This window comes from Rhizocola hellebori (assembly GCF_016862955.1).
Lineage (GTDB): Bacteria > Actinomycetota > Actinomycetes > Mycobacteriales > Micromonosporaceae > Rhizocola > Rhizocola hellebori.
This window is the reverse complement of the sequence record NZ_BONY01000004.1, coordinates 161,906-183,999: the sequence shown is the minus strand read 5'-3', so window position 1 is coordinate 183,999 and position 22,094 is coordinate 161,906. Positions and strand designations below refer to the sequence as shown.

General features: G+C 63.8%; 20 protein-coding genes. 11 read left to right on the top strand and 9 right to left on the bottom strand.

Translation table 11 applies throughout. The annotated features are described in order from the left end of the window. The first annotated feature begins 145 nt into the window (after positions 1-145). Together Rhe02_RS04745 and Rhe02_RS04740 are read left to right on the top strand one after the other, a co-directional pair. A complete protein-coding gene (locus Rhe02_RS04745) occupies positions 146-679 on the top strand; it encodes an RNA polymerase sigma factor (protein WP_203906816.1) in 534 nt (177 codons plus the stop codon). Further along, positions 676-2,835 (top strand): SPFH domain-containing protein, encoded by a 2,160-nt coding sequence (locus tag Rhe02_RS04740; protein WP_203906815.1) that lies wholly within the window; start codon positions 676-678, stop codon positions 2,833-2,835. Before Rhe02_RS04745 ends, Rhe02_RS04740 begins: the two co-directional genes overlap by 4 nt. Positions 2,836-3,199: 364 nt before the next feature. On the opposite strand, the gene Rhe02_RS04735 is transcribed toward Rhe02_RS04740, so the two are convergent. The 3 genes from Rhe02_RS04735 to Rhe02_RS04725 form a co-directional block, all read right to left on the bottom strand. After that, positions 3,200-3,532 (bottom strand): hypothetical protein, encoded by a 333-nt coding sequence (locus Rhe02_RS04735; RefSeq protein ID WP_203906814.1) that lies wholly within the window; start codon positions 3,530-3,532, stop codon positions 3,200-3,202. Between the two features lie 548 nt (positions 3,533-4,080). Next, positions 4,081-4,923 carry a helix-turn-helix domain-containing protein gene (locus Rhe02_RS04730; RefSeq protein ID WP_203906813.1) on the bottom strand — a complete coding sequence of 281 codons (843 nt, stop codon included), beginning with the start codon at positions 4,921-4,923 and terminating at the stop codon, positions 4,081-4,083. Positions 4,924-5,294: 371 nt separating this feature from the next. After that, positions 5,295-6,095 (bottom strand): MmyB family transcriptional regulator, encoded by an 801-nt coding sequence (locus Rhe02_RS04725; RefSeq protein ID WP_203906812.1) that lies wholly within the window; start codon positions 6,093-6,095, stop codon positions 5,295-5,297. 632 nt (positions 6,096-6,727) lie between these two features. Here Rhe02_RS04725 and Rhe02_RS04720 point away from each other — a divergent pair. From Rhe02_RS04720 to Rhe02_RS04695, 6 genes are all read left to right on the top strand, one after another. Continuing rightward, a complete protein-coding gene (locus Rhe02_RS04720) occupies positions 6,728-8,011 on the top strand; it encodes a hypothetical protein (RefSeq protein ID WP_203906811.1) in 1,284 nt (427 codons plus the stop codon). After that, positions 8,008-9,900, top strand: a complete 1,893-nt coding sequence (locus Rhe02_RS04715; protein ID WP_203906810.1) for an MFS transporter — start codon at positions 8,008-8,010, stop codon at positions 9,898-9,900. Before Rhe02_RS04720 ends, Rhe02_RS04715 begins: the two co-directional genes overlap by 4 nt. 967 nt (positions 9,901-10,867) lie before the next feature. Then, positions 10,868-11,275, top strand: coding sequence for a peptidoglycan-binding domain-containing protein (locus Rhe02_RS04710; protein ID WP_203906809.1), 408 nt, complete (start codon positions 10,868-10,870; stop codon positions 11,273-11,275). A gap of 197 nt (positions 11,276-11,472) precedes the next feature. Continuing rightward, positions 11,473-12,078, top strand: a complete 606-nt coding sequence (locus Rhe02_RS04705) for a hypothetical protein (protein ID WP_203906808.1) — start codon at positions 11,473-11,475, stop codon at positions 12,076-12,078. Between the two features lie 247 nt (positions 12,079-12,325). Beyond that, complete coding sequence (locus Rhe02_RS04700; RefSeq protein ID WP_203906807.1) at positions 12,326-12,655, top strand: hypothetical protein; 330 nt, start codon at positions 12,326-12,328, stop codon at positions 12,653-12,655. Positions 12,656-12,913: 258 nt separating this feature from the next. After that, positions 12,914-13,189, top strand: coding sequence for a hypothetical protein (locus Rhe02_RS04695; RefSeq protein ID WP_203906806.1), 276 nt, complete (start codon positions 12,914-12,916; stop codon positions 13,187-13,189). Between the two features lie 60 nt (positions 13,190-13,249). Here Rhe02_RS04695 and Rhe02_RS04690 read toward each other — a convergent pair whose 3' ends face one another. Further along, positions 13,250-13,564 carry an ArsR/SmtB family transcription factor gene (locus Rhe02_RS04690; protein WP_203906805.1) on the bottom strand — a complete coding sequence of 105 codons (315 nt, stop codon included), beginning with the start codon at positions 13,562-13,564 and terminating at the stop codon, positions 13,250-13,252. 313 nt (positions 13,565-13,877) lie between these two features. Here Rhe02_RS04690 and Rhe02_RS04685 point away from each other — a divergent pair, with 313 nt between their 5' ends. Beyond that, positions 13,878-14,141, top strand: a complete 264-nt coding sequence (locus Rhe02_RS04685; protein ID WP_203906804.1) for a hypothetical protein — start codon at positions 13,878-13,880, stop codon at positions 14,139-14,141. A 391-nt stretch (positions 14,142-14,532) separates the two neighbouring features. On the opposite strand, the gene Rhe02_RS04680 is transcribed toward Rhe02_RS04685, so the two are convergent. Then, on the bottom strand, positions 14,533-15,366 hold the full coding sequence (locus Rhe02_RS04680; protein ID WP_505973673.1) for a DnaB-like helicase C-terminal domain-containing protein: 834 nt from the start codon (positions 15,364-15,366) through the stop codon (positions 14,533-14,535). A gap of 181 nt (positions 15,367-15,547) precedes the next feature. On the opposite strand from Rhe02_RS04680, the gene Rhe02_RS04675 reads away from it, so the two are divergent. Further along, on the top strand, positions 15,548-15,796 hold the full coding sequence (locus Rhe02_RS04675; RefSeq protein WP_203906802.1) for a hypothetical protein: 249 nt from the start codon (positions 15,548-15,550) through the stop codon (positions 15,794-15,796). A 133-nt stretch (positions 15,797-15,929) separates the two neighbouring features. Further along, positions 15,930-16,106 carry a hypothetical protein gene (locus Rhe02_RS04670; RefSeq protein ID WP_203906801.1) on the top strand — a complete coding sequence of 59 codons (177 nt, stop codon included), beginning with the start codon at positions 15,930-15,932 and terminating at the stop codon, positions 16,104-16,106. Between the two features lie 232 nt (positions 16,107-16,338). Here the strand turns inward: Rhe02_RS04670 and Rhe02_RS04665 are convergent, their stop codons facing one another. The 4 genes from Rhe02_RS04665 to Rhe02_RS04650 form a co-directional block, all read right to left on the bottom strand. Then, positions 16,339-17,769 carry an argonaute/piwi family protein gene (locus tag Rhe02_RS04665; RefSeq protein WP_203906800.1) on the bottom strand — a complete coding sequence of 477 codons (1,431 nt, stop codon included), beginning with the start codon at positions 17,767-17,769 and terminating at the stop codon, positions 16,339-16,341. Then, positions 17,766-19,121 carry a DUF4365 domain-containing protein gene (locus tag Rhe02_RS04660; RefSeq protein ID WP_203906799.1) on the bottom strand — a complete coding sequence of 452 codons (1,356 nt, stop codon included), beginning with the start codon at positions 19,119-19,121 and terminating at the stop codon, positions 17,766-17,768. The genes Rhe02_RS04665 and Rhe02_RS04660 overlap by 4 nt, the downstream gene beginning before the upstream one ends. 486 nt (positions 19,122-19,607) lie before the next feature. Continuing rightward, positions 19,608-20,531 carry a hypothetical protein gene (locus tag Rhe02_RS04655; RefSeq protein ID WP_203906798.1) on the bottom strand — a complete coding sequence of 308 codons (924 nt, stop codon included), beginning with the start codon at positions 20,529-20,531 and terminating at the stop codon, positions 19,608-19,610. A 370-nt stretch (positions 20,532-20,901) separates the two neighbouring features. Beyond that, a complete protein-coding gene (locus Rhe02_RS04650) occupies positions 20,902-21,417 on the bottom strand; it encodes a site-specific integrase (RefSeq protein ID WP_203906797.1) in 516 nt (171 codons plus the stop codon). Between the last annotated feature and the right edge of the window lie 677 nt (positions 21,418-22,094).

Here is a 22,094-nt window from a genome sequence, read left to right as displayed (position 1 = left end):
GGGGTCTCGTGTTCACACGAGGCCCCAAAACTGCACCTTCCCTATGTGACAGGCCCAGCTACCGATCGGAGGTCCCGGTGTGGCGCAGCCCAACACGGGACAAAGCGCGGTGACCCAGACTGCCCGCGCTGTCAGGTCACAGGCAGTGCAGGCAGCATTCGACACGTTCTACCTCGAAAATTACCGCGTGCTGGCGGCCTTCGCCTTCTCTCGCGGAGGGATCTCCTGGCCCGAGGCCGAGGAGGTCACCGCCGCCGCGATGCTCGATGTGGACAAGCGCTGGGAAACCATCGGCCATCCGTTGGCGTACGCCCGCAAGGCGGTGAAAAGCCATATCGCCGCGTTGTTCCGGGATTCGACGCGTGGGCTGGAGGTGCTGCTGCAGGAAGATGAGGGCGAGGTCGACGAGCTTGTCGGCGTGGACGATTCGGGTCTAGCGCTCGTGGAGCTCAAGGAGTGGCTTCTGTCGCGGTGGGACGTCTTGACGCCAGCGATGGGCCAGGTCATCCGCGGTTTGGTATTCGGCGGGATGACTGTGGACGAGATGAGTAAGAACTTCAGGAAGAACGAGGCGGCGATCCGCAAGCAGCTGTCGCTGGCCAGAGCCCGGCTTCATGAAGCCTGGCTGCTCGATCACGATTCGGTTGGCCTTGAGGAACGACGGGAGGGACGGGGATGACTGTCAACAATCCAGGCAACGAGCCGCTCCGCGAGTTGCTTGATGAGGTGGTCGATCTTTTCCTAGGCGCCACTGAGCAGTCGTTGTCCGACGATGCAGTTCGCGCAAAGCTGCGTGAGCACAAGAAGCGCAGTCCGATGACGGCGCAGGAACTGCCAGTGGAGATGCAACCGACGCTGGTCTGCCCGACATCACACGCGCTCAGGGTGGCTGGCATCGAGGTCGACCTTTCCGGGTCAAGACTGATCGAGCTGCTTCCAAAGCCTGTACGCCACAGCCCGTTGATGGCAACAGCCATCCGGGACGCCGCGGATTTCTACGCCCGCAGGGTGCGGCAAGAGGCTGAGCGGTACGCCAAGCGTATTCGCGATAAAGCTGACGCCTATCAGGACGCTGCGCTGGCAAAGGCCGCCGATCTGCAGGCACGGCTCCGCCAGGAGGCCGAGCGTGATGCCCGTCGGCTAGTGTCGGAGGCAAATGCGCAAGCTCAACACATCCTAGACGAGGCAGAGGCTCAGGCGGTTGTATCGCCTCCCCCGGCTGCTGAGCAGGTGACAGCTGCGTGCGGATCAGATTCGATTTTTCAGCTCGCGGGCATCTACATTGGTACGCAACACAACGGGGGTTCCGGCTCGGCCGAGATCCTCCCAAATGCATCGGATCGAAGCCATCTGCCGGTGTTCTTGCCACCCGATGCTCGGTGTGGCATGCCCGAGATCCGCAGCGACGCCGACGATGCCGCGGAGCAAGAAAGGGCCGCGGCGTTTGAGCGGTGCGGCCTCATCTTAAGCGGAGACCAAATTCCGTACAGGAGGGCCGAGCTTCCGGCAGCGCTCGCGGCTGCGAGTTCGGCAATCACCCCCAAGTCAGCGCTGCTCGGTGGATCCATCAGCTGCGGAAAGTTCCTCAATGTTCATGACACCGCCGGTTTGGTAGCTTCCGATTCCGACCTCGTGATCGTCGTAGAAGGCGCGCTGGATTTGATCGTCCTCACGCATCTGCTGCACCAGACACACGATGTAGGCAAGGCAAGTTTGGAGTTCATGGTGCAACGCACACGCATCTTCGGCGGCACACACAACGTGCATACGACTGCGCTGAGCGACAAAGCGCAGATGCAGGTCGATGGCACCCAGCCCAGTGTGCGAGACCTGGCGCGGCAGGGCGAACTTGTCGCTCACTTCAGCGCTGCCTCCGTTGATGAACGTCGCCGACTCCGGAACGAAGCGTACGAGCTGTTGCAACCGGTGGTGTTTCACCGACTGACCCGCCCGCTGGGGGCGCGCCGTAGGAACGCCGTGTCCGCCGGCAACCTGTGCCAAGACGGCCTCGACTGTTTCGATGACGACATGGATGCGGTCCTCGACGACCTGTTCCGTAACGGCCGTAGTCCGATACACAACCTCGAAGGCTGGGTCGTCAGGCGGGTGCCCGCCGTGACAGTCGACACTCATCGACGTCGTCGCGGTGAGCGCGGCGCGCTGCAGCGTCCACGTATCCCGAAGTGGCTGACGCAGAAGCTGAACCATGACAAGCAGCTGATGGAGCTGGGGATAAAGATGCTGGAGTGGGTGGGCGTGGAAACAGGTGCGCGCATGCAGGTCCGGCCGATCGGAATGTGGGCGCGCCAACGGGCGGCCGAGGGCGCAGACGATCGGGAAGCCATGTACTCGGTGGCGCGCGACATCGCAACGGTGGTCGCTGCTATGCATTCTCACCCGAGCTGGTATGCAAACTGTGTCGAGCGGCCGTTCGAGCGCAAGAGGCTGCTGGTCGCCTCGACCTATAGCGTGCACACGATATCGGCACCAGAGCCGGGTAAGGCTAAGCAGGACGCGCAGACCGACGAGGCCAGCCGCGACCTACTGGCTGCGCTTGCGGTTGCGGTGATTGAGGGTCGACTCGAAAGCGGCCAGGACCCTAGGCATGCCGTCGTCGACGTGATCTCGACGGTGTTCGGCGCCGGGTCCGCGGCCGAACGCATAGATCGGTGCCGGGAGACGGTTGCCGCGGCGGTCGGCGCGGGGTGGCGTGAGGATTCAGCCAGGCTGGATTGGCTGGGCGACCGGGCGGTCAACGGCCAGCACGACGCTATCCGGCGACCGGCCGCGGCGGCGATCGAGTCGACCGCTCATGCTCCAAGCGGATCCGGGTGATGCCCAGTGAACGTGTAACAATTCTCGACTGCCATCTCGAAGAGATGGCAGTCGACGTCCGCGTAGCGGACCGCGGATTCGGCGACGTCAAATACGTTCGCAACGTGCAGCGGATCACCACAGCAGGCAATCGCCTGCTCGAGGAGCGGCTTGAAACGAGCCCACAGGTCGCTGGCGCAAATGTGCTATGCGGCATCCGTGGGCTCCCGCCGCGCACCATCGCAGTGAACGCTAACGATCGGGCCTCACCGCAGCGGTATCCCGCCCACGCGGGTGCGGTGAGGCCCGTCTGATTGGAACGCCGAGCACCTACCCGTGACGCAAATTGCCTGTGCTTTAAGTGTCATGGAACGGAACGTTCGCATCATAGCCGCGCGTTGATCATCGATTGGACCCAGATTAGTATGCGCGTAGCGATGACTTGCGGGTCGTCGCCGTAGACGCTCCACCTTGCCGGGTCGGCATCGTTGTCCTGGAAGTGGATTTCGTAAGGACCGTTGAACACGTCGGCGGTGGCGGGATCGGGCAGGGTTACTTCGACGTACCAGTTGGTGTCTGGTTCCGGCTGCACATATAGGTATCTGTTGTCCGGCGCGGCTAACGCCATGATGGCCTCGGCGAGCTGGCCGGCGCTGGGCTGTGTGATGTGGCCGCCATCGTGAGTGTGCAACTCGTAGACGCCCGTGACGTTAGGCATCGCCGCACATCCTCATCCCACACGTGCTGTGTGCGGACGGGCGGTAGGTACGACGCAGCCGCGACGTTGCTGACTAATGCCGCTCTGGTACCGCAGCTTTCCCAAGGCACCTGGCATGTCGCGGACTTGGGCTGGCTGGTGGCAAGCGGCGGCTACCCCCGAATGAGCCCCGGACAAACTAATCACTCCTCGTGCAGTGTCGGCGCCATGGCTTGCTGTCCGGCCTTTCCTTCGCCGGAAGGACCGGGCAGAGCCATGGCAACCTGCCCGTGCTTTATGTGGATCGCGAGTGCGGCGGACTACCTGTCGATGTTGTCCGGCGGTTGCGCTGCAAATCTGCGTGTCTGAACTGTCGCGAAGCGTTGCCGGGATCCGTCCTCGCCGGCATGCCCACTCGCTCTCGCTCTCGCTGGCGATGGGTATGGAGGCCATATTGGACAGGCCGACGGGACTACGTCGCCGTTACAAACACGTCGACGATCACCACGTGCGCTAGAGGTCCGCTCGAAACATGCTCAAACATTCTAAACTCAACTCGGCCAATGTAGTTACCTTTTTACGGCAGGTAGGTAAGCCTGGCAACTGGCTGGGATGTGGCCGCTCACCGGCACGATCGAGACGTGCCGAGTTCCCGGATTGCTCGCCGGGGTGTCCGATGACAGGACGACCGTGGTGGGACGATCTGCTCCTGGCACCATCATTCGCCGTACCTGGCCGTCCTCGTACATCCAGACCGTGACGTCGTGGTACATCCAGTGCCGTGCTTGCGGACAGCGGTTGAGGATGTCAGCGACCAGCTGGTCCAGGCGTTCATCATGCTCGGGCCAGGCGAGCTGTCCTTTCAGCTGGGCGATAGCGCGCGGCAGCCAGATGTCGTTCCAGTCCAACAGCTGCCGGCGCAACTGAGGTAGGCAGGTCAAGGCACGCATCACGTTCGGCTCAGTCGCGACATGCGGGAACCATTGCAGAGTCCCCTCGTTGTACTCCACGACGTTCCATAGGGGGTCCAGCACGTAGGCCGGCCATGGCTGGCACGCCAGCTTGGCCTGCACCGCGGTGTTCACTCTCGTTGCCGCATATGGGGCCGGTTTGGGTTCGCGCCCGGTGGCAAGCAGATACAGCACTCGCCGAGATGTCTCGCCGAGCTGCAGCACGTCCGCCACAGTGTCGAGAACCTCGTCGGAATAGTTGAGGTCGATCCTGCCGCGTTCTAAGTTTCCGTAGTGCGATACGGCACGTCCGCACAGCACTGCCGCCTCTTCCTGGGTAACGATCCTCTTGCTGCCGACCAGTCCAGCAATGGAGCTGCGGTCCAACGATTCGCGCCACTTTCTCATCTGCCGGCGCAGCTGTTTAGACCTTGTCGTCTGTCGATGGTCGATGGTGATCACGGAAATTCTCCCCCGTTGCTAGCGGATTTCCGGCCGGATCTCGGCGCACGGACACAGTGGGCGATCGCCTGGTAGGCAGGTCGCCCGTAGCCTTGATTGAAGTCCATTGAAAGACGGTGTGGAATTTCGCCCTGCCGCCACCCATGCGTTGTGCGATCACAACGCCCCCCGGGTGGCCGCACAGCGCCCCACGACGCCCAGCCTATCTAGCGGTCAATTGCCCCTTGATCATATGATGAAGTCCGTCCATTGTGGCTCCTGTTCGCCTTGGTTCACCGGATTGATCTGAGTCGGGAACTCAAGACCCCCGAGGATACTGAAGTTGGCGGGCAGTAGCTACAAAGTAACAGTTGACAAAGTGGCAGTTGAGCCTACGAACCCGCGGCCGGTGGCGGCGGAACGAAGCCATCGATAGGGACGAACATCACGACGCGCGTGTCCGCGTTGCGCATGGGGGCCAAGGCGACAACCTCTACCTTGGTTGGCTTGTCCTCGGAGTAGGGAAGATAGAGCTGGCGCACGTCGCCATCCGGATGAATGGAAACTTCCGGCTGGGTGTCCCACAGATTTCGCGCAAATTCGTTGGCTGCCAGGCACTCGTCGACAAGCTGCCCAAGGGCCACGTTCTGCGGCATGCGTGCCTTGGCGGCGCGCATCTGGGCCAGCATGACCGGTGCCCACACCGTTTCCCAATCGATGAGCTGCACCCGGCTTTCCGGATACTTGAACACCCACGCCATCACGTTGCGTTCCCAGCGGAAGTACGGCAGCCAGTCTTCCAACGCTTGGTTGTTCGCCAGCAGCTCAAAACTGGAATCGGCGACGCACGCGGGCCATGGCAGGGCATCGAGAAGTTGACGCACGGCGGGGCTGACCGACTGCAAGGCAGGCTGTGGCAGCTGCGGCCGGGGTCGAGGCTCGCGGCCGAGGGCAAGGTAATACAGCACGGTTCGCTCGTGATGGCTAAGCCGCAGAGCGCCCGCGACTCGATCGAGAAACTCATCGCTGTAAGTAGCCAACTTGCCTGATTCCAGTGTGGCGTACCAGACCTCAGTGACGTCGGTGAGCCAAGCCATATCGGCCTGGCTGACATCGTCGCCACGGCGATTGGGCCTCTGCGACCGGAGCCCGGGAATCCCGTCGCAGGTAAGGCGCGCCCGCCACGAACGCATGAGCGTTCTGAGCTCCTCATTAACCTCCATGAGCCAACCCCCACGAATACACGGCAGCGACAAGTCGACCGAGCTGCGAACACTCGGTCGGGCCGAGCACTTAATAACCCGCGCCACTAGACCCCGGCTAGTGCGCCGGTCAACTCAGGCCAACATCGCGCAGTCCCACCCGGTGTAGGAGCAGCGCGCGGCCGATGGGCGGCCGGATCTGAAGCGACGTCAGACGTCCACAACAGAGATCGAATAGTACGTTGCCGCACGACGGATTCGTCCAATCCCGACGTTGCTCCTGGCAGTACAGGTGCCAGCGGGACAGGTGACAGTAGCGCAGGTCACGGGACAGTCTGGTTCCGTCGTGATTGGGCAGGCGAGTCTGGCATCGACACAGCCGCCATCACATTCCGGGAGATGGAATGACCGCGACACGCTACTCGCCACCAAAACCTCCGTCGGCTCCGTCCCCAACCGCACCGCCATCCGGACCACCGCCGGTAGCGGCTGGCATCGCTGAGGTGTCGCGTCGCGCGGCGCTCTGCGCTGGGGCCGGAAGGCTGCCGATCGCCGGATGCATGCAGTAGCCCGCAGCTCTTCACCTATCCGTCAGCAGAATCCATGTCCGGGGGGACCTTTCCGTGAAAACGACCCTTGTCCTTGCCAACCACATGCCGCAGCTGGAAGCCGCCCTCACCACCCTGGGAAAGCCAGTGCTGGTCTGCCTTACCAGTGCCCACGCCGAGCTTCGTTCACCGCAGCTGCCTTATCCGATGGTGACTGTGCCCAGCTGGGATGCCTTCGCCCAGCTCACCGCACTGGCCGACCGGCTGCGTGGCCAGATCGGCCACGTAGCCACGCGCTACGAGGGCGCCATCATCGCCGCCGCGTTCATCCGCCAGCGCATGGGGCTGGCCGGGCAGACCCTGGACGAGGCGATCGGGTTCGTCGACAAATCTGTCATGAAGACCCGGCTGCGGCGGGCCGGTATCCCAGTGGCCGGGCATCAGGTCGTCACCCGCGTCGGCGACGCGGCCACTGTGGCCAAGACGTTGGGCTGGCCTCTTGTCCTCAAGCCCCGCAAGGGTTTCGCCTCCGTCAACACCCATATCGTGGCCAGCAAACAGGAACTGGCCGAGTACGAAGCCGATGGCATCTTCACCCGGCCGGTCCCGGCATCGCCGTTCTACCGTGGCGAGCCCGCCTTCGCCGGACTGGCCCATCAGCCCGACGGCATCGTGGTCGAGCAGTACCTACAGATCGCCGAGGAGTACCACATCGATGGACTGTGGCTAGGGGGCAAGCCGGTCTATCAGATCCCCGGCCTGTACCACCTGCCGCCGCTCAAGGGCATGAGCTCGCCGCTGCTGGGATCGGTGCTGCTCGAATCCACCTACGGCGTGGGCGCATTCCTGGCCGATCTGGCCACCCGCGCCGGGACCGTGCTGGGGATGCGGACCGGGTTCACGCACACCGAAGTGATGCGCACCGTCGACGACCGCTGGTACGTGGGAGAAATCGCCGCGCGCCCCGGGGGCGGCGGCATTCAGCAAGCGATCGGGTTCGCCTACGGCATTGATGTGCCCACCATCCACGCCCAGCTGGCTTGTGGGGCACAGCCGCAGGTGCGGCTGGATCCCCGCCCCGGCTATGTGGGATGGTGCGGCCCGGCAGTGCCGTCGGGACGCGTTGTGCACGTCGCTTCCCGCGAACAGCTCGTGGCGTATCCCGGTGTCCTGGACGCCACCGTCGCCATCGCGCCCGGGCAGATGGGCGGACCAACTGGCAGCGGACTATGGGGCGGCCTAGCCGGATACACCTGGCTGCACGGCGACTCCGCGGCGCACGTGCTGTCGACGATGGGCGCAGCTGCCGCCCGCTATCAGGTCGGTGTGCTGCGCCCTGTTGCCGGAGCCCGATCATGAGCATCGGCTACGCACCCACCCACACCTCGCCCCGTCTTCGCAGACAGCAACATGTGCCAGGGCATGCGGGGCGCACTGCCGCGTCACAGTGGATGCAGCGCCGATTCGGTGGACTGCCGAAGGAATACTGGCTGCTAGCCGCCGGAGCGGGCATGTTCAGGCTCGGCTTTTTCGTCATCCCGTTCCGTGCGTTCTACCTGTCGACCGAACGGCACCTGACCGCGACGTCGGCCAGCCTGGTCATGGTCGCGTTCGGGCTGGGCTGGGCCGCATCGCAGCCCGTCGGCGGGTGGCTAGCCGATAGGTTCGGGCGCCGCGTCGTCATCACCGGCGGCGCGTTCGCCTCCGCGTTAGCCTTTCTCGCCTTCGGTTCGGCACGAGGGGTCGGGCTTCTAGCGGCGTCAGCGTGCGCTGCCGGCCTCACCTTCGACCTGTACCGGCCAGCGTTGTCGGCCTTGACGGCCGATGTAGTTCCCGAACCAGCGCAGCGCAAGAAGGCGCTTGCCGTGCTTTACCTGACCCTCAACGTGGGCCGCGGCACGGCCTGCATCATTGGCGGAGTCGTCGCCAGTCACGCGTTCTGGCCGCTGTTCGCGGCCAACGCGCTGATCAATGTGGCGTTCGGAATCGCCGTGTTCCACTGCGTGCGCGCCGACCATCCCCGGCGCACGCATGTGCCGGTCCGGCTACGGATAGCGTTCAAGGATCGTAGGCTCCTCGCCTTCACTGGTATCACGCTCGTCTTCTACACCATCCACATGCAGAGCGTCGTCGCGTTGCCGCTAGTCATCGCCGAACACGGCACCCGACCGCTGCAGTTCGGGCTGCTTCTGGCTCTCGATCCGCTCATTGTCGCCGCCGTACAGCTCGCGATACAGCACAAGCTGCTGTCTGCCAACGCACTACACGCCTGCGCGGCTGGCATAGCCACGGTCGGCGGCGGCCTTGCCATAGCCGGCGTCGGAAACGGCATCGGCTGGTATGCAGCCACCATGCCGCTATGGATCGCCGGTGAGGTGGTCTTCCTCGCCGTCGCACAAGACTTCGTCGCCGCTCTAGCTCCGCCGCAACGCATGGCGTCCTACTTCGGCCTATGGGGGCTGGCACAAGGACTGGCCGCACTACTGGCCCCGATCCTCGCCACAGTCCTAATCGGGCTCGGAGGCACTGGGCTGCTGTGGGGAGCGGGGGCCGTGATCGGTGTAGCCGCCGCCATCGCATGCCTGACGCTGCAACGCGGCCTGCGACACCGACGCGCAACCCACCAGCCGACAACGGCGTCACCCGGCCTTGAAACCAATGCCACGAAGAGAATCCGCGGATGCGCAATAACCCATGGGTCAGGCGGCAAGAACTCACCGCTACCCGATCTCACACCCGCCGGGCCACACACCTTCGCCAGATCGTGGCGCAGCGGCAACGGCAGAGGAGACGATGTCCGGCCTGACCAGCTGCGCACCGCCCGTCGCTCACGCCAGCCCAAGCGAAAATGCTTTACGGCACTTACTGCGACTCGGGCATCCCTACGCTACCGCCCTGCTCCGCCAGGAGCTCGGCGTCCACCCAGTCGAGATCGGTTCGGTCAGCACGGTCGTCCATTAGGAAGACGACAGCATCCGTTGCCACAGCAAGGCATTCGCGAACAACTTGATCAACATTCTACGCGACCTGCTGTACGCACCACCCACCTTGCACCGCGTCCCGCTGGTCACCATCCGCGCGAAAGCCCGCCGTGCCATCGACATCCTCGACCGGCACCAGTTGCTCGACCTCCGCCGACATCCTCATCGCCACCCTCGGCGTCGCCTGAGATGTCGCAGTCTCGGACTTGGGCATCATTAAACGCACCGTCGTCGACTCGCCTTGTGCCGGGTGTACCCACAGGATGACGACGCCCTGTTCGACATCCTGTTGGCATTGGCATCCGAACGCAACACTCATTCGGCATCATCGCCTTCCAGGCCCGGCATCCTAGGCCACGTCCGGGTGCATCCTTCTCGGCGTGAAGATCCCACCGCCGTTCCGAATACGCCTATGTGGACAGTAGTTTCGGCGCAGGAGGGCCGCCAGGACGAGCGGCCTGGATCTGCCTGCCTTAGGCACTACGTCGGCGATGGAAACCATCATTCCCCCGCGCCATGAACAGCGGTCCCAGCAACGCTGCGGTCTGTGCGGCGCACACACGAGGGGCCGCCGTCGTGACCACCAACGAACACCACGAGCCGCCGCCAATTGGCACAAGCACACTCGACGACCTTATGGCCACCGGCGTGCCCTACACACCCAACCCTCGGAAGGCACGCCTGACGATCACAGCGATGGCCGTCGCCACCACCGTCATCACCCTGACAGGAACCATTGCCTTCGCCAAGTCAAACCTACCGCAGCTGTTCGCCGGATGTGGCGGGTCCAACGCCACCGCGCCGGTAGTCCGGCTTCCCCGAGCACCGACACCTGCCGGCTCACCAACGTTTCGCGCCGAAGCCAACGCCGTCACCGACCACGCGCCGGCTGAGGACCACATACCACGCACGCCCAACTGGCTCTTCCTTGAGGCCTGGACCATTTGTGGGTCTCGTCGGCTGGTCATTACCCGAGTATTCGCCGGATCGTCCGGTATGGACAGTGCCAATGGCGGCACAGGCCCAGCAAGCACAGGTGCGCCAGACACTGGTGCAGGCGGCGTCTGGCTCTCGGCACGCCATCAGGCGAATGTGGTGGAACCAACGACATTCACAGCCACTGCGCAAGCCACGGTGGATGGTCGAACCAGCGAGGGGGAATCAACGCATGACCGCACATGGCCATCGGGCCACCGCAATACGCAGACGGAGCTACAGCCTAGCTTCAGTGTGCTTGGCGGCTACTGCCGCCGTAGCCGCGATCGCGACGCCAGCGCAGGCAGTCGGAAGCTTCTGCGACATCGCCAAAGCCACCTACACCGGCGGCTACAACAACGCCAACATCATCATGCCCGCCAACGATGGCGCGGACGGCATCAGCTGCTCGATGAGCCGGGGAGCTTCCGGCAGCGGTGTGTACGCGTTGCAACAGACACTCAACCGCTGCTATGGGGAAAGCCTTAGCCTCGACGGACAGTTCGGCCCGCGAACCCAGGCCGCACTAATCAGGGCGCAGCAACGGCACGGAGCGACCCGCGATCTGGGCCGATACACCGATGACGAGGCCTATTACCTCAAGTTCATGGGGATACGCGGACTGCGCCTTGTGTGCGCACGGATGGACGGTGCTGTTCTCCAGTAGCCCATGGGCAAAGCAAAGCCGCCCCTGGGGCAAATGGCCCCAGGGCAATCCTTCCGAGCCGGGGGCGGCCCCTTTCCTCTCAACGAGCCATGTGGCCGCCCCGCCAACACGTCCATCCCAGACCATATCCAGCGAGAACGCGTACGACTTGCTCAGCATCGTCCGTCACCTCGCGTCCACCAATCACAAGGGAACACATGAAGCGCCGCAACGCCTCGCTCACGGTAGCCACACTCGCTGCATCCTTGCTCATGACTGGATGCACTGACGACGGCAATCCCGCTGCCAGCACACCAGAAAGCAGCAGCCCGTCACCATCGTCGCCCGCCACGCCACCAACCTATAAGATGCCCACCAATTTATGTAGCTCCGTCAGCAGCGACGCATTCGCCGATCTCGCTCCCGCGACACCACCGAAAACCTCGGAGATGGCCCGCAGCCAATCCGAAAGGCGCTCCTCGTCGACCTGCGTCATCACCCTTGGAGCCCTCGACAAAGCCGTCTTGGTCAGTGTCGGTGTCGATCTTTTTCCAGACGCCGTTGGCGCACAAGGCAACTACGAAGGTTTCCGTGACGTGGTGTTCAAAGACAATCCCGGCGCGCGCGACGTGACTGGAGTCGGAGCCGCGGCCTATTTCTTCGCCGACCCCACACTCGGGCCGCACCTGGTCGTCCAATACGGCAACGCCCACCTCGCCGTCGCAGCCGCCGCAGTGAATGACAGCAAGACGCTTCCGTCCGACATCGAACGCCGCCTCGTGACTACTGCCAAAGCCACCTTGAACAAACTGCCTACCGCCTAGTCACGCCTGCCCACCCGCACACACGACCGGCCCCAGCGTAACCCAAGACAGAGCGCCTTCTGGAGCACCCACTCAACCCGAACGCTGCGATGCGAAGGAACACACCAGCTATGACCGACACATACCCGCCGACATGCACCACGGCCTGCACCGCCACTGGGCGCGATTTCAGCCGTTACCGACGCACCCGCGCACAGTCCACCGCGATATCAGCCGACCGCCCGTCCTACCGCTCAGGGTGTCGGTAATGGTCTCCCCACCGTTTCGTCCGGCCCGGGACATAGCCATCAACGCAAGGCGCACTGGCCGCGACGACCCGTCTAACTACGACAGCACGACCTCCACGCCTTCCGACGCCGTGCGGTCACCGATGCCGCAGCAGACCGTTAGCGACTCACGTCTTGGGCGGCCGTTGTGGTGGTCAGGCTTCACCAAAGCTGTTGCCGGCGCCGCAGGCGCAGGTGGGCTGCTGTTCGTGGCCGACCTGCACCTGCTCGGCATGGTCCTGACCGCTACATCAATCGCCCTCTGGGGGCTGGCCCGCATCGCAGTGTTCTACGACAACGACCTGCCCTAACCAGCACACCGCACGGACGTATGGCGACGGTGGGCTGCCCGGTTATCACCGATGTTCAGGCGCGTGCCCACCATCCGCCACTTCTTCGGCGAGACGGCAGCACTGCCCGACCGAGCCAGCCACCAAGAAATTGCCTAGTCGGCCATGCCACGTCCGCGCGCACGGCGATGCCCGTTGAGCGTGTTCTGAGCCCGCCGCGGCGATACCCATACCTTTGACCGGCCAGCCCATCCGCGCCTCGTACGTTTGTTCGATAGCGTGTTCACCGTGACTGATCAGATAGCCGGACGCTGGTGGAACGGCAAATATGGGATGGCCCGACGCGACGTCTGGCTATTCCAAGTCGACGGCACCTGGCGAGTCGATGCTCGCCAGGGCAAAGACGACGCCAAGGTTTGGCATAGCCACTTCGAGAGTGAGGTCGACGCGCGCGCCTCCGTCACCGGCATGCTGGAGCGCACCGCTGAAGACGGCTGGCGCGACCTCACCCGGATTGTCATGGATACCGATCATCGCCGTGAAGCGGGATCGTAGGACCTTCTCTTCAAGACGGTTTAGATCCGGGCCATGCCGCCCGCTGGCGCCTCGAAGGATCTAACCAGGCAGCTGCTTAACCAGCTCGCTGATGACTGGCAGGTTGAGCCGGTACCAGTGCCAACTCCGCCGCTTGTCACAAAGCACGATTTGCACATCGAGCAGAACAGCCAGGTGCTTACTGAGCGCCGGTTGGCTCATCGTGAAGAACGGCCGAAGTTCGGAGACATTGGACTCAGCACCGGGCGCCGCATTGATCAGGGACAGTATTTGCAAACGAGCGGGGTGTGCGAGGGCTCTTAGGACGGCGGCCAGCTTTACGGCGTCGTCCTCTGACAGGTCGGCCGAGGGTTGGACGGTCTTCGCGGCGGCCATGCAGCAGAGGATAAGGCCAGCCGTACCCGTCCGCTGAATAGCTCCTGCGGCGATCCATTGATCCGAGGACCAACAACGGCCAACATCCGGACGGCGGACGTTCGGCGCATGAACTAATCCAGATCAGCACAAGAACGCCCACGCCCCTTCAGGACCGTGGGGCACGCCGCAAGCCTTATGAAACAAGGCATTCTGGCTCCTGGCCGCCGCGTTCGTCATCCACGGCGCGGCGATTTCCGCCGTCGGCATCCTTCTCGTCACCTATTTGCTGCGCGCCAGGCATGCCGCCATCACAGCCGCCACACTGTCCGGCTTGCTCGGCATCCTGTCGGTCACCGGCCGCCTCGCCACGGCTGGCCTTTCCAAGCGCATCGGCGTGGCCGGCGTCACCGCAGCCGTCTTCGCCGTTCAAGCCATCGGCGCAGCGGCATTGCCATTCCTTCGCGGCGCCATCACCGGCGCCGCCGCGTGCGTCGTCGCTTTCGGACTCGCCTTCGGCGTCGCCACCATTGCGCGCCGGCCGTCCTCGCCAACCGCTACGGCACCGGCCAGTACGCAACCATCGCCAGCATCATGACCTTGCCCATCACCCTCGCCAAAGCCGGCGCACCCCTCGCCGCCGCAGCCGTGAACCCGAACGCCTTCGTGGTCGGCGCCGCAATCGCCTGCGGCACAAGCGGGCACTACTCCTCCTACGCATCGCCCGTCAGTTGGACGCGTCGACCGGGGGGAGATCGCATACCCGATCGAGGCCAAGCGATCGAGAGTCTGAAGATCGGGCCAGAAGACCGTACGAATTGAAGCGAGCGTCCCGAGCGATAGCCCAGGAACATTAGTACATATGGATGACCAGCCGGAAGCTTCGTGCTGAGCCGACCAATGAGGCGTGTCACGTCAACCGCAAGCAATATCGTTTGTGGACTTCTCCGTCGCGCAGACGGGGCACGCGGCTGATGAAGCGCAGGAATCTAACCGATCGCCATGTCGACGAATCGGCATAGATGGAGTTGGGCTGCGGTGACGATGATGTCGCAGGGGCCGTTGCGGTGTTTGGCAACGATGAGGTCGGCCTCTCCCGCTCGAGGACTTTCCAGGTCGTACTGGTCGTCGCGGTGGATGAGAATCACTATGTCCGCGTCTTCGGAGATGTGCGTGACGTGTCCGGCGAGTTCGCCAAGGTTGGCTAGGTCAGGTGATTCGCCTTCGTGTAGGGGAATTCGGTCAGGGCTGGGCACGACGGCGAGGATCGTGACGCCGAGCTGGACGGCTAGTCGTTTGAGTGCGCGGCAGGTGGCAGGCAGGCTGTCTTGGTCAATGTCATCGAACCGGATCTGCCGGATACTGTCGATCGCCACGAGTCTTGTGTGGTCTTGCTCGACAGCGTTGGTGATGGTTGAGGTGAGATCGGCGAGGGAGGCTCCCCGGACCTGACACACTGTCAGCGGCGCTGATCTGATCTCTCCAGTGCGATGCGTGAGCTTGGCCCAGTCGTCGTCGAGGAGCTGTCCGCTCGCGAGCACGTGAGCGGCAATCCTTGCCTCGGCGGAGATGATGCGCTGCATGATGTCGTGCTCGTTAAGTTCCAGCGTGAGGATCGTTGAGACCACGCCTTGCCGGATGGCTGCATGCCGGACGAGATTGATCATCAGGGTGGTCTTGCCGACGGCCGGGCAGCCGGTGACGAGTACTAGCTGCCCCGGTGCCAGACCCGGCGAGAGAAGCCGGTCGAGGTCGGTGAAGCCGGTTTGTATGCCCGTCTCCAGCCGAGGTCTGCCGGTCGATGAGCTTCTTGGTGAAATCATCGATGAGGTCGCCAAGCGCCGTCGTGTGCACGAAGGCCGGACCGCTCGACAGCGCAAAGGTCGACGCGGCTGTTTGATCAGCGAGTTTCGCGTCTTGATCGTTGGCATCTTCGCGGGTGCCGCGTGCGTCTTGCCGCGCCGCTAGCCAAAGGCCACGGAACTCCTCGATATCGCCGTCGAGATGCTCGACAACCAGCTCGAGATGGTTCCACGCAGGAAACTTAGCGCATTTGAGCACGTTGCTGACGGTGGTGTGGCTGATGGCACGCCGCAAGCCCAAGGCGATCACGCGGGTACTGGGCTCGCCCTGATGCACGTGGATCTCGTTAACTCGCCGCCGCAGCCGATCGAGTGCTATTTCGCTTGCCATGGAGCCATTCTCGACCATGCAGGCGATAGTGCTCCGTATGGATTCTGTCAGGTGATGTAACGCAATGCCGAGATGCGTCATCGGTCGTCAGCGCATGTAAAGCGGCGCCTACACCCCCTCAGACTGAGTTCATGGACGATGCCTCCTCCGCACCAGCCGCACGGCTGGAGACCATCTGGAAGGGCAGGCCGTAGTGGTGACCTTGCTGTGGGTGGTGCTGCTTGCCCCCGTCGGGCTTTACCTGCTGTTCGGCCTGATGCACGTCTTGCTACCGCCTCCCTACGACAAGAAGGCGCTGGCAATCATGAAACTGCGCCCCAACATCCCGGCGCAGCTCGTCGGCCTCATCGGCTCATGGTTGCAACGGTGAGCAGCGTGTGGTTGGTGCGGCCCGGGTCATCGCGGCCGCCGTCGTGGCGGCACAGCAGCTGCGACCCCTCAGAAGGCGACCCGGCACATTAGAAAACACAAGGCCCCTACCTGGGCGACAACCGGTGGTTCTCGTGGCAGTTCCCGGCAGCGAGTTGCGTGAGCGTGTGCTGGATGCGCGAACACACCCGATTGGGGTGCGAGCCACGTGATGCGCCGCTGCCCGGGCTGGCTCACATATAGAATGCGTATCGGCCTTGTGGGCGGTCGTGAGGGCCGAGGTGACGCAGTATCTCGCCGACGCGGTCGGCGGTACGCAGGGTGATGGGCAGGCGGCCGTCGAGTTGGGTCTGGTTCCAGTTCATCTTGGTCAGGGCGAGGAGTTCTTCGGCGAGATATTCGGGGCTTGATTCGGTGTCGACGAGCCGAAACGGTAGAGGAGTGGGGATGTACATACCGGGGTAGGTGCCGTAGAACGGGACGCTGCCGCGGGTGTAGAGCAGGTGCCGTTCGTCGTCGAGGCTGAGCAGGGTACCTCGCAGGGGCGGGTGGTCGGCGGAGCGAAACAGGCGCACCGGGTCGCTGCTGGGTAGCCAGAGCAGCTCGAGGATGTCGATGTCGGAGGCGTCGGCGGCGGTGCGGAATCCGGCGATCTCGTCGGTGGTGTAGGACGAGGTCTTATGTAGGACGACCCGAGCGGGCAAGGTGCGGTGTTCTCCTCGGTAGCGGGTTAGGGCTTCGGTGAGCAGGGTTTTGGCGTCGTCGCGGCTGAGGTGGGGCTGGCGGTCGTGGCGGGAGACCTTGGCGGGGGCGCCGCGGACGATGACTCCGTCGCCGCGCTGGTTGAAGACCTGCGCGACGCTGGTCTCTAGAGTGGTGTTGTCGCCGCTGCGGTAGAAGGTAACTCCGACGTAGCAGCTGGTCAGGTCGCTGGGGTCGCGAGGTAGCCGCCAGGGGACGCCGCCGGCCTTGTAGTAGAGGGCGGTATGTAAGTTCCAGGCGCGTGTGGCCTCGTCCTGCAGGCGGGGCTTCTCGGTGGCAACAGGCTTGTAAGCCGGGTCCCACGTGGTGCGCCGGATGATCTGGACGGGGCGGCTGTGCCGCATGGCGCGGGCCTTGAGCAGCGCACGGAAGTCGTCGACTGGCTCGGGCAGTGGTGCCTTCTTCCAAGGCGCCTCGGGGTCGGTTTCGCGCTGTGGCCGTTCGGCGAGTTCCTCCGGGCGGGCGACGAGGATGACGTCGCAGCCGGGCTCTTCGTCGAGGATGTCCAGCTCGGCGAGGTAGAGTCCGAGGGCCGCGTTGATGGCGTCCTGGGCCTTGAGACCTTCTAGCCGTTTGAGGTCGCGCTCGCGGATGGGCCGTTCTAGACGGGAGTCCCAGACCAAGGTGGAATGGAATCCGGCGGCGGTGTCGAAGCCGGGGAACGGGACGAACAGGTGCCCGAGGCGGCTGTCCTTGGCCTCGATCGGGCGTCGGCAGCGGTCCAGCCAGCGGCGGAGGCCCTGGATGGCAGCGGGGGTACCGACGATGCCGGCGCGGATGGTGCGTACGGCGCTGTTGGTGGCGTCGGCGGGTCCGTAGTCGGTGATGCCGTGGCGGGGGTCCACGTGCCGGGCACCGGCACCGAATTCCAGGTTCGGCTCGTCCAAGATGGTGAGCTTCATCGGGGCACCTCGAACAAGGTGAGTTCCTCTTCGCCGTCGGTGATAGCGACCGTGTTGTCCTCAAGCGAGTCTTCGTCGGCTGGCTTGCGAGGGTCGGTCAGCCAAGCCTTGTCGTCGATACCTTTGTCGGCATTGAGGGTCTCGAGGGAGCCGTAGGCCAGGATGGAGTTGCGGAAGTCGATGGCATCGTCTTCGCCATGAAGGTAGTGCGCCCACATGCGGGTCTGGTGGTAGACAGCCGGGTTACGGTCCAGGCGCTTGATGCCAGCCAAGTATTCCGACAGGTAGTAGGAATCGCGGTGCCCGTCGCGGGTGTAGTGATAGGTCGGCACAAGCGCGCAGTACCAATCGCCGGCGATGTCGAGGAACTGCCACTCCAGTGCCGCGTGCAGGTAGTACCCGATCTGGCTTATGTCCTTCTTCTTGTATTTCGGGGTGAAGACTTGCCGGGTCCGGCCGCTGGCGCTGCGGATGTGCCTCGCAGCGAGGTCGGGTGTCGCTCGCCAGTAGACGATCTTCCGTCCGGCATGCCAGGCGCAGTCAGCGGCCACGTCGGCCCGCAGCGCGTTGTTGAGCAGCTGCACTAGCCAGCGCTGCCGAACGTCGTCGCCAGCGTCGGCCCACTCCCCCACCGCCATCTCCTTCACCGGCCCCTTGATCAGCTTTTCGAGAGCCGTCGAATGCGGTGGGCGCCAGGTATAGATGCGCTCGTTGCGCAGGATGAAGTCCTCAGCGAACGGCAGATGGGGGTAGAGATCGCGCTGGCGGATTAGGACATCGCGTGGGTCCTGGGTGCCGATCGGCGCATGGTAGATGATCTTCGGCATGGTGACACTGAGGAGATTGCTGGTCAGCGTCTCGGGCTTGTCCTCCGCGACTGGGACGTGGGCGTTACCGTGCGGGTCGGCGAGATTGAGCAGCCGATGGGCGGCCGACCGGTCGAACCGCTGGGTGTTCTTGTCGAAGTCGACCCGCCCTGACGCGCGATGAGCGGGATCGGCGAACCACTCCTGAACATGCATCCACCACGCCTCGCCGGTCTCGGGGTGCGAGCACACCAGCAGGACCGGCACCGGCGCGCTCATCCAGTAGTCGACATCGGCCTCGCTGCACAGAAAGTGGAAGGAGGTGTCGTTCTCGCCCGGGAAACGGCGCTCGCCCTTGCCCTTGCTCTGGACGAACAGCACCCGATTGGCGACCTCACCCGTCACAGTGTTACGTAGTTCGATCTCGCCGTCGATGCCCGCGTCGGTCTTGCGCTCGTGCCAGACGAAACCCATCTCGTAGACACGCTGATGGATCAGCGCGATCGCTCCGTCACCGGTGTGGGCGCTCTTGTCGATCTTCTTCAACGGGGGGCCTTCCGGGATGCCAAGTTGATCAAATCGCTCGGGACGAACCGGCGACCACCGGCGGCCCCATCAAGTCCGCACTCCCACGTTACGGTCGGGGTGCGACAACGCTTCGTACTCGCCGACCCTGGAGCCCGATCATCTAAAACGTCGATGGATCACTCGTACAGTTCGGAGTTGCCGCTACCCGCCTCGCCACGGTTTTAACCGCACCGCGACGGCCGTCTGGTGACGACCCTTGCAGAGCAGGACGCCGATTGTTGCGCCGTTGCTGGCCACAGGCATGCAGCCCGGTGGACGCACTGCCCGTGGCCAGCATATGGTCTGTGCTAGTGGCTGAACATGTCCGCGATCAGGGTTGCCGCCCCAGAGCGGGCAAAAATGATCAGGAGGGCTAGCGCCCCGATGATCAGGATGAACCGGGTAGTCGGTCCCCATCCGCCCATGATGGCGGCCTGAATCGTCGACCAAATGCCGGTCCTCGGTTCAGGCCCGCCTGCTGGTGTAGGTGCCCTTGGCCTCATCTCTTTTCTCACCTCCCCTCCGCGCCTTAGGTGCGTTCGCAGACCCGGTCGGCGTCGCCGCTCTTTCCAGCTTGCGGTGGACCGCCGCGCGAGTGGCCATCTGCAGTCTGTGACGGGCGGCAGTGCTGAACGGAGGAGCGAGAGTTCGGTGCCAGACCGCCCGAAAGCCTGTCGGTGACCGAGGGTCGTTGACAAACTGGCGATGCTCGAGCAGTACACCTACGTCTCGTAGCTGCTTGTAGCCACGTTCAGCGGTGCGTTCGGAGATTCCGTACCAGGCAGGAGCGCGTTCCACGGCCATGGAAAAGGTGGTCTGAACGCTCGTCTCGGACAACATGATCAGAAACATCGCCTTACCGGCGAGCTGGAGACGATCGACAAGCCCATTGGTCCAGTAGGCGTACGGGATGGTGAGGTACCCGTGGCCTAGAGCGTGCCGGGTTCGGCCAGGCCTTGTCCAGCCGTCACCACTTCCGTCTTCCAACAACGGTGTGACCAGAGTCTTACGGCCGCGATCCTCTCTCGTGATCAACTTGTAGTCCACCAGCTGGCGGAACGCTGCCGACGCCACGCGCAGTGTGCAGGGAGTCCTGCCGCGATTCAGCATTCTTGCCCAAGTTGCCAAAGGTAAGGGATCTTCGCTGAGAACGGGCATAAGCGCGTGAATGAGCAGGAACGCGTCGAGTGCCCGCTCCTGGCGAGCAGTGACCATCGCGGCGAGCACGGAGGCGCGCGTCTCCGAGCCGCTGGGCCTCTGGACGAAGACCTTCCGCAGCGGCGCATACCCCCGTAGCGCCTCGGCGAGCAGCCGGGAGCGCACGCCGGCGCCGTCGAGCGGGAGCTCGTCGGTCAGGCCTGCGAACGGATCCGTTTCGTCGGGGGTCACGAGGAAGCACATTACTGCATACTCAAGCCAAGATGGAAGTCAGATCGGCTTTCTTAGGTGCCACTATGCTATGTGCTGCTACATCCTCGCTTGACGTTCACGCCGAGCGACCGCATAGTCGGCGTCGGTAGGAAGACGCGTGCCCGATCGCTGATGTCAATTTGGTTGGTATGGTCGATTCGAGTTCTGCTTCTATCAAGGTCAGATGCAGCGGGACGCACTCGAGCCACCAGGAGCACAATCACGGATCGGGTTAGCCTTCTCGTCCAGCGCTTCGATGGCACGTGGCCCGGCCGTGCGGTTCGTTGTCACCGCGCGGAGAGATTCCACGCCCCAGGCGATCGAAGGCGCCGTTCGGATTGCAGCCCGTCTACGGAACTCCACCGCTGAACGACAGCTGCGGGGTGGCCTGAGCCTTCCGGCTCCGACGGAGCACCTCCACCGTGTGTGGGTCCAGGTCGACAGTCCGCTGCTCGCCGTCCCTCGTCTTGGGTGGCCTGAGGTACTGCGGCACTCCCCCAGTCTTGATCGCCCTGCGGGCTCTCCCGTAGCTCACGATCGCGATCTGCCACCTTACGGTGAGCTGTTCCCTGTCAAGGTCAACATCGTCCCAGGTGAGGCCGAGAAGTTCGCCACGGCGCACTCCGGCGAACGCTCCCAGGTGGAACACGGGATAAAGGCGATGGTCGCTGACGGAGTCGAGCCATTGGCCGAGCAACTCGGGCTGCCATGGTTTTACCTTCCTACGGCGGACAGTCGGCTTTTCTGCTTCGCCATGAATGCCCAGGTCCAGCGGCCTGCGACGTGGGTGATGCGGAGTGGCGGCCGGAACGCTCCCGGCGGCGCCGGAAGACTTCAGGCTGCCAGCGGGCAGGCCAGCCTCCACAAATTAAAGCATTCCCAATTCTCTATTTGTCTGTAGCGGAGACACCGTCTATAACGGTGTTGGCGCCGCGATGAACCCCGATGGAAATCCCTAACTTGGGATGCCCATCGAGAGAGGTTGACGGCCGTGGCCCAGCTCCCCGAACCGAGTGGTTCTCGATTCTCTACGTCCGCGAAGATCGTAGGCGTGCTCCTCGCCGTTGCAGCTGTGCTGACCGGTCTGGCGCAGCTGGTTGAGGCTGTTGCCAGCCTCGTCAAATGACGAGCATCATCCTGGCCGGAAATCATCCGAGCATGGGCCGATCCTGTTGCGACTCAGCCGAATGTTGGTGCTGCGCATACGCAATGAGACGGTTCCGCTCCCGAAGCAGCTTGGTCTGCTTCCTCGAGTGGTGCCTCGTCGTCCCGGCGTGGGCTCGGTGTTGACGCCGCCAGGCTTCCCGCAGCGCACTCGCGTTCGGTACCTCGTGACCACGAAGCGACCGCCCATAGCGGCGATCATGTGCAGCGTCCCTCATGTCGGCCGACAGCGGGACGGTGAAAGGTACCGTCAGGGCCAACCTCCAGGCGGCTCATGATGACAAAGGGCTTGGCGTTGACGACGCTGATCTCGGCCGAGCCTGAGCATCTGCAAGATCTGCCGCACGACCAGATACACCAGCGAAGCGCTCATAGCCG

Excerpts from the sequence above, each read along its gene's own strand:
- Rhe02_RS04740 (WP_203906815.1), top strand. The coding sequence starts at position 676 with ATGACTGTCAACAATCCAGGCAACGAGCCGCTCCGCGAGTTGCTTGAT.
- Rhe02_RS04735 (WP_203906814.1), bottom strand. The coding sequence starts at position 3,532 with ATGCCTAACGTCACGGGCGTCTACGAGTTGCACACTCACGATGGCGGC.
- Rhe02_RS04725 (WP_203906812.1), bottom strand. The coding sequence starts at position 6,095 with ATGCGTTCGTGGCGGGCGCGCCTTACCTGCGACGGGATTCCCGGGCTC.
- Rhe02_RS04715 (WP_203906810.1), top strand. The coding sequence starts at position 8,008 with ATGAGCATCGGCTACGCACCCACCCACACCTCGCCCCGTCTTCGCAGA.
- Rhe02_RS04705 (WP_203906808.1), top strand. The coding sequence starts at position 11,473 with ATGAAGCGCCGCAACGCCTCGCTCACGGTAGCCACACTCGCTGCATCC.
- Rhe02_RS04700 (WP_203906807.1), top strand. The coding sequence starts at position 12,326 with ATGGTCTCCCCACCGTTTCGTCCGGCCCGGGACATAGCCATCAACGCA.
- Rhe02_RS04690 (WP_203906805.1), bottom strand. The coding sequence starts at position 13,564 with ATGGCCGCCGCGAAGACCGTCCAACCCTCGGCCGACCTGTCAGAGGAC.
- Rhe02_RS04680 (WP_505973673.1), bottom strand. The coding sequence starts at position 15,366 with ATGATTTCACCAAGAAGCTCATCGACCGGCAGACCTCGGCTGGAGACG.
- Rhe02_RS04675 (WP_203906802.1), top strand. The coding sequence starts at position 15,548 with ATGCTCGACAACCAGCTCGAGATGGTTCCACGCAGGAAACTTAGCGCA.
- Rhe02_RS04665 (WP_203906800.1), bottom strand. The coding sequence starts at position 17,769 with ATGAAGCTCACCATCTTGGACGAGCCGAACCTGGAATTCGGTGCCGGT.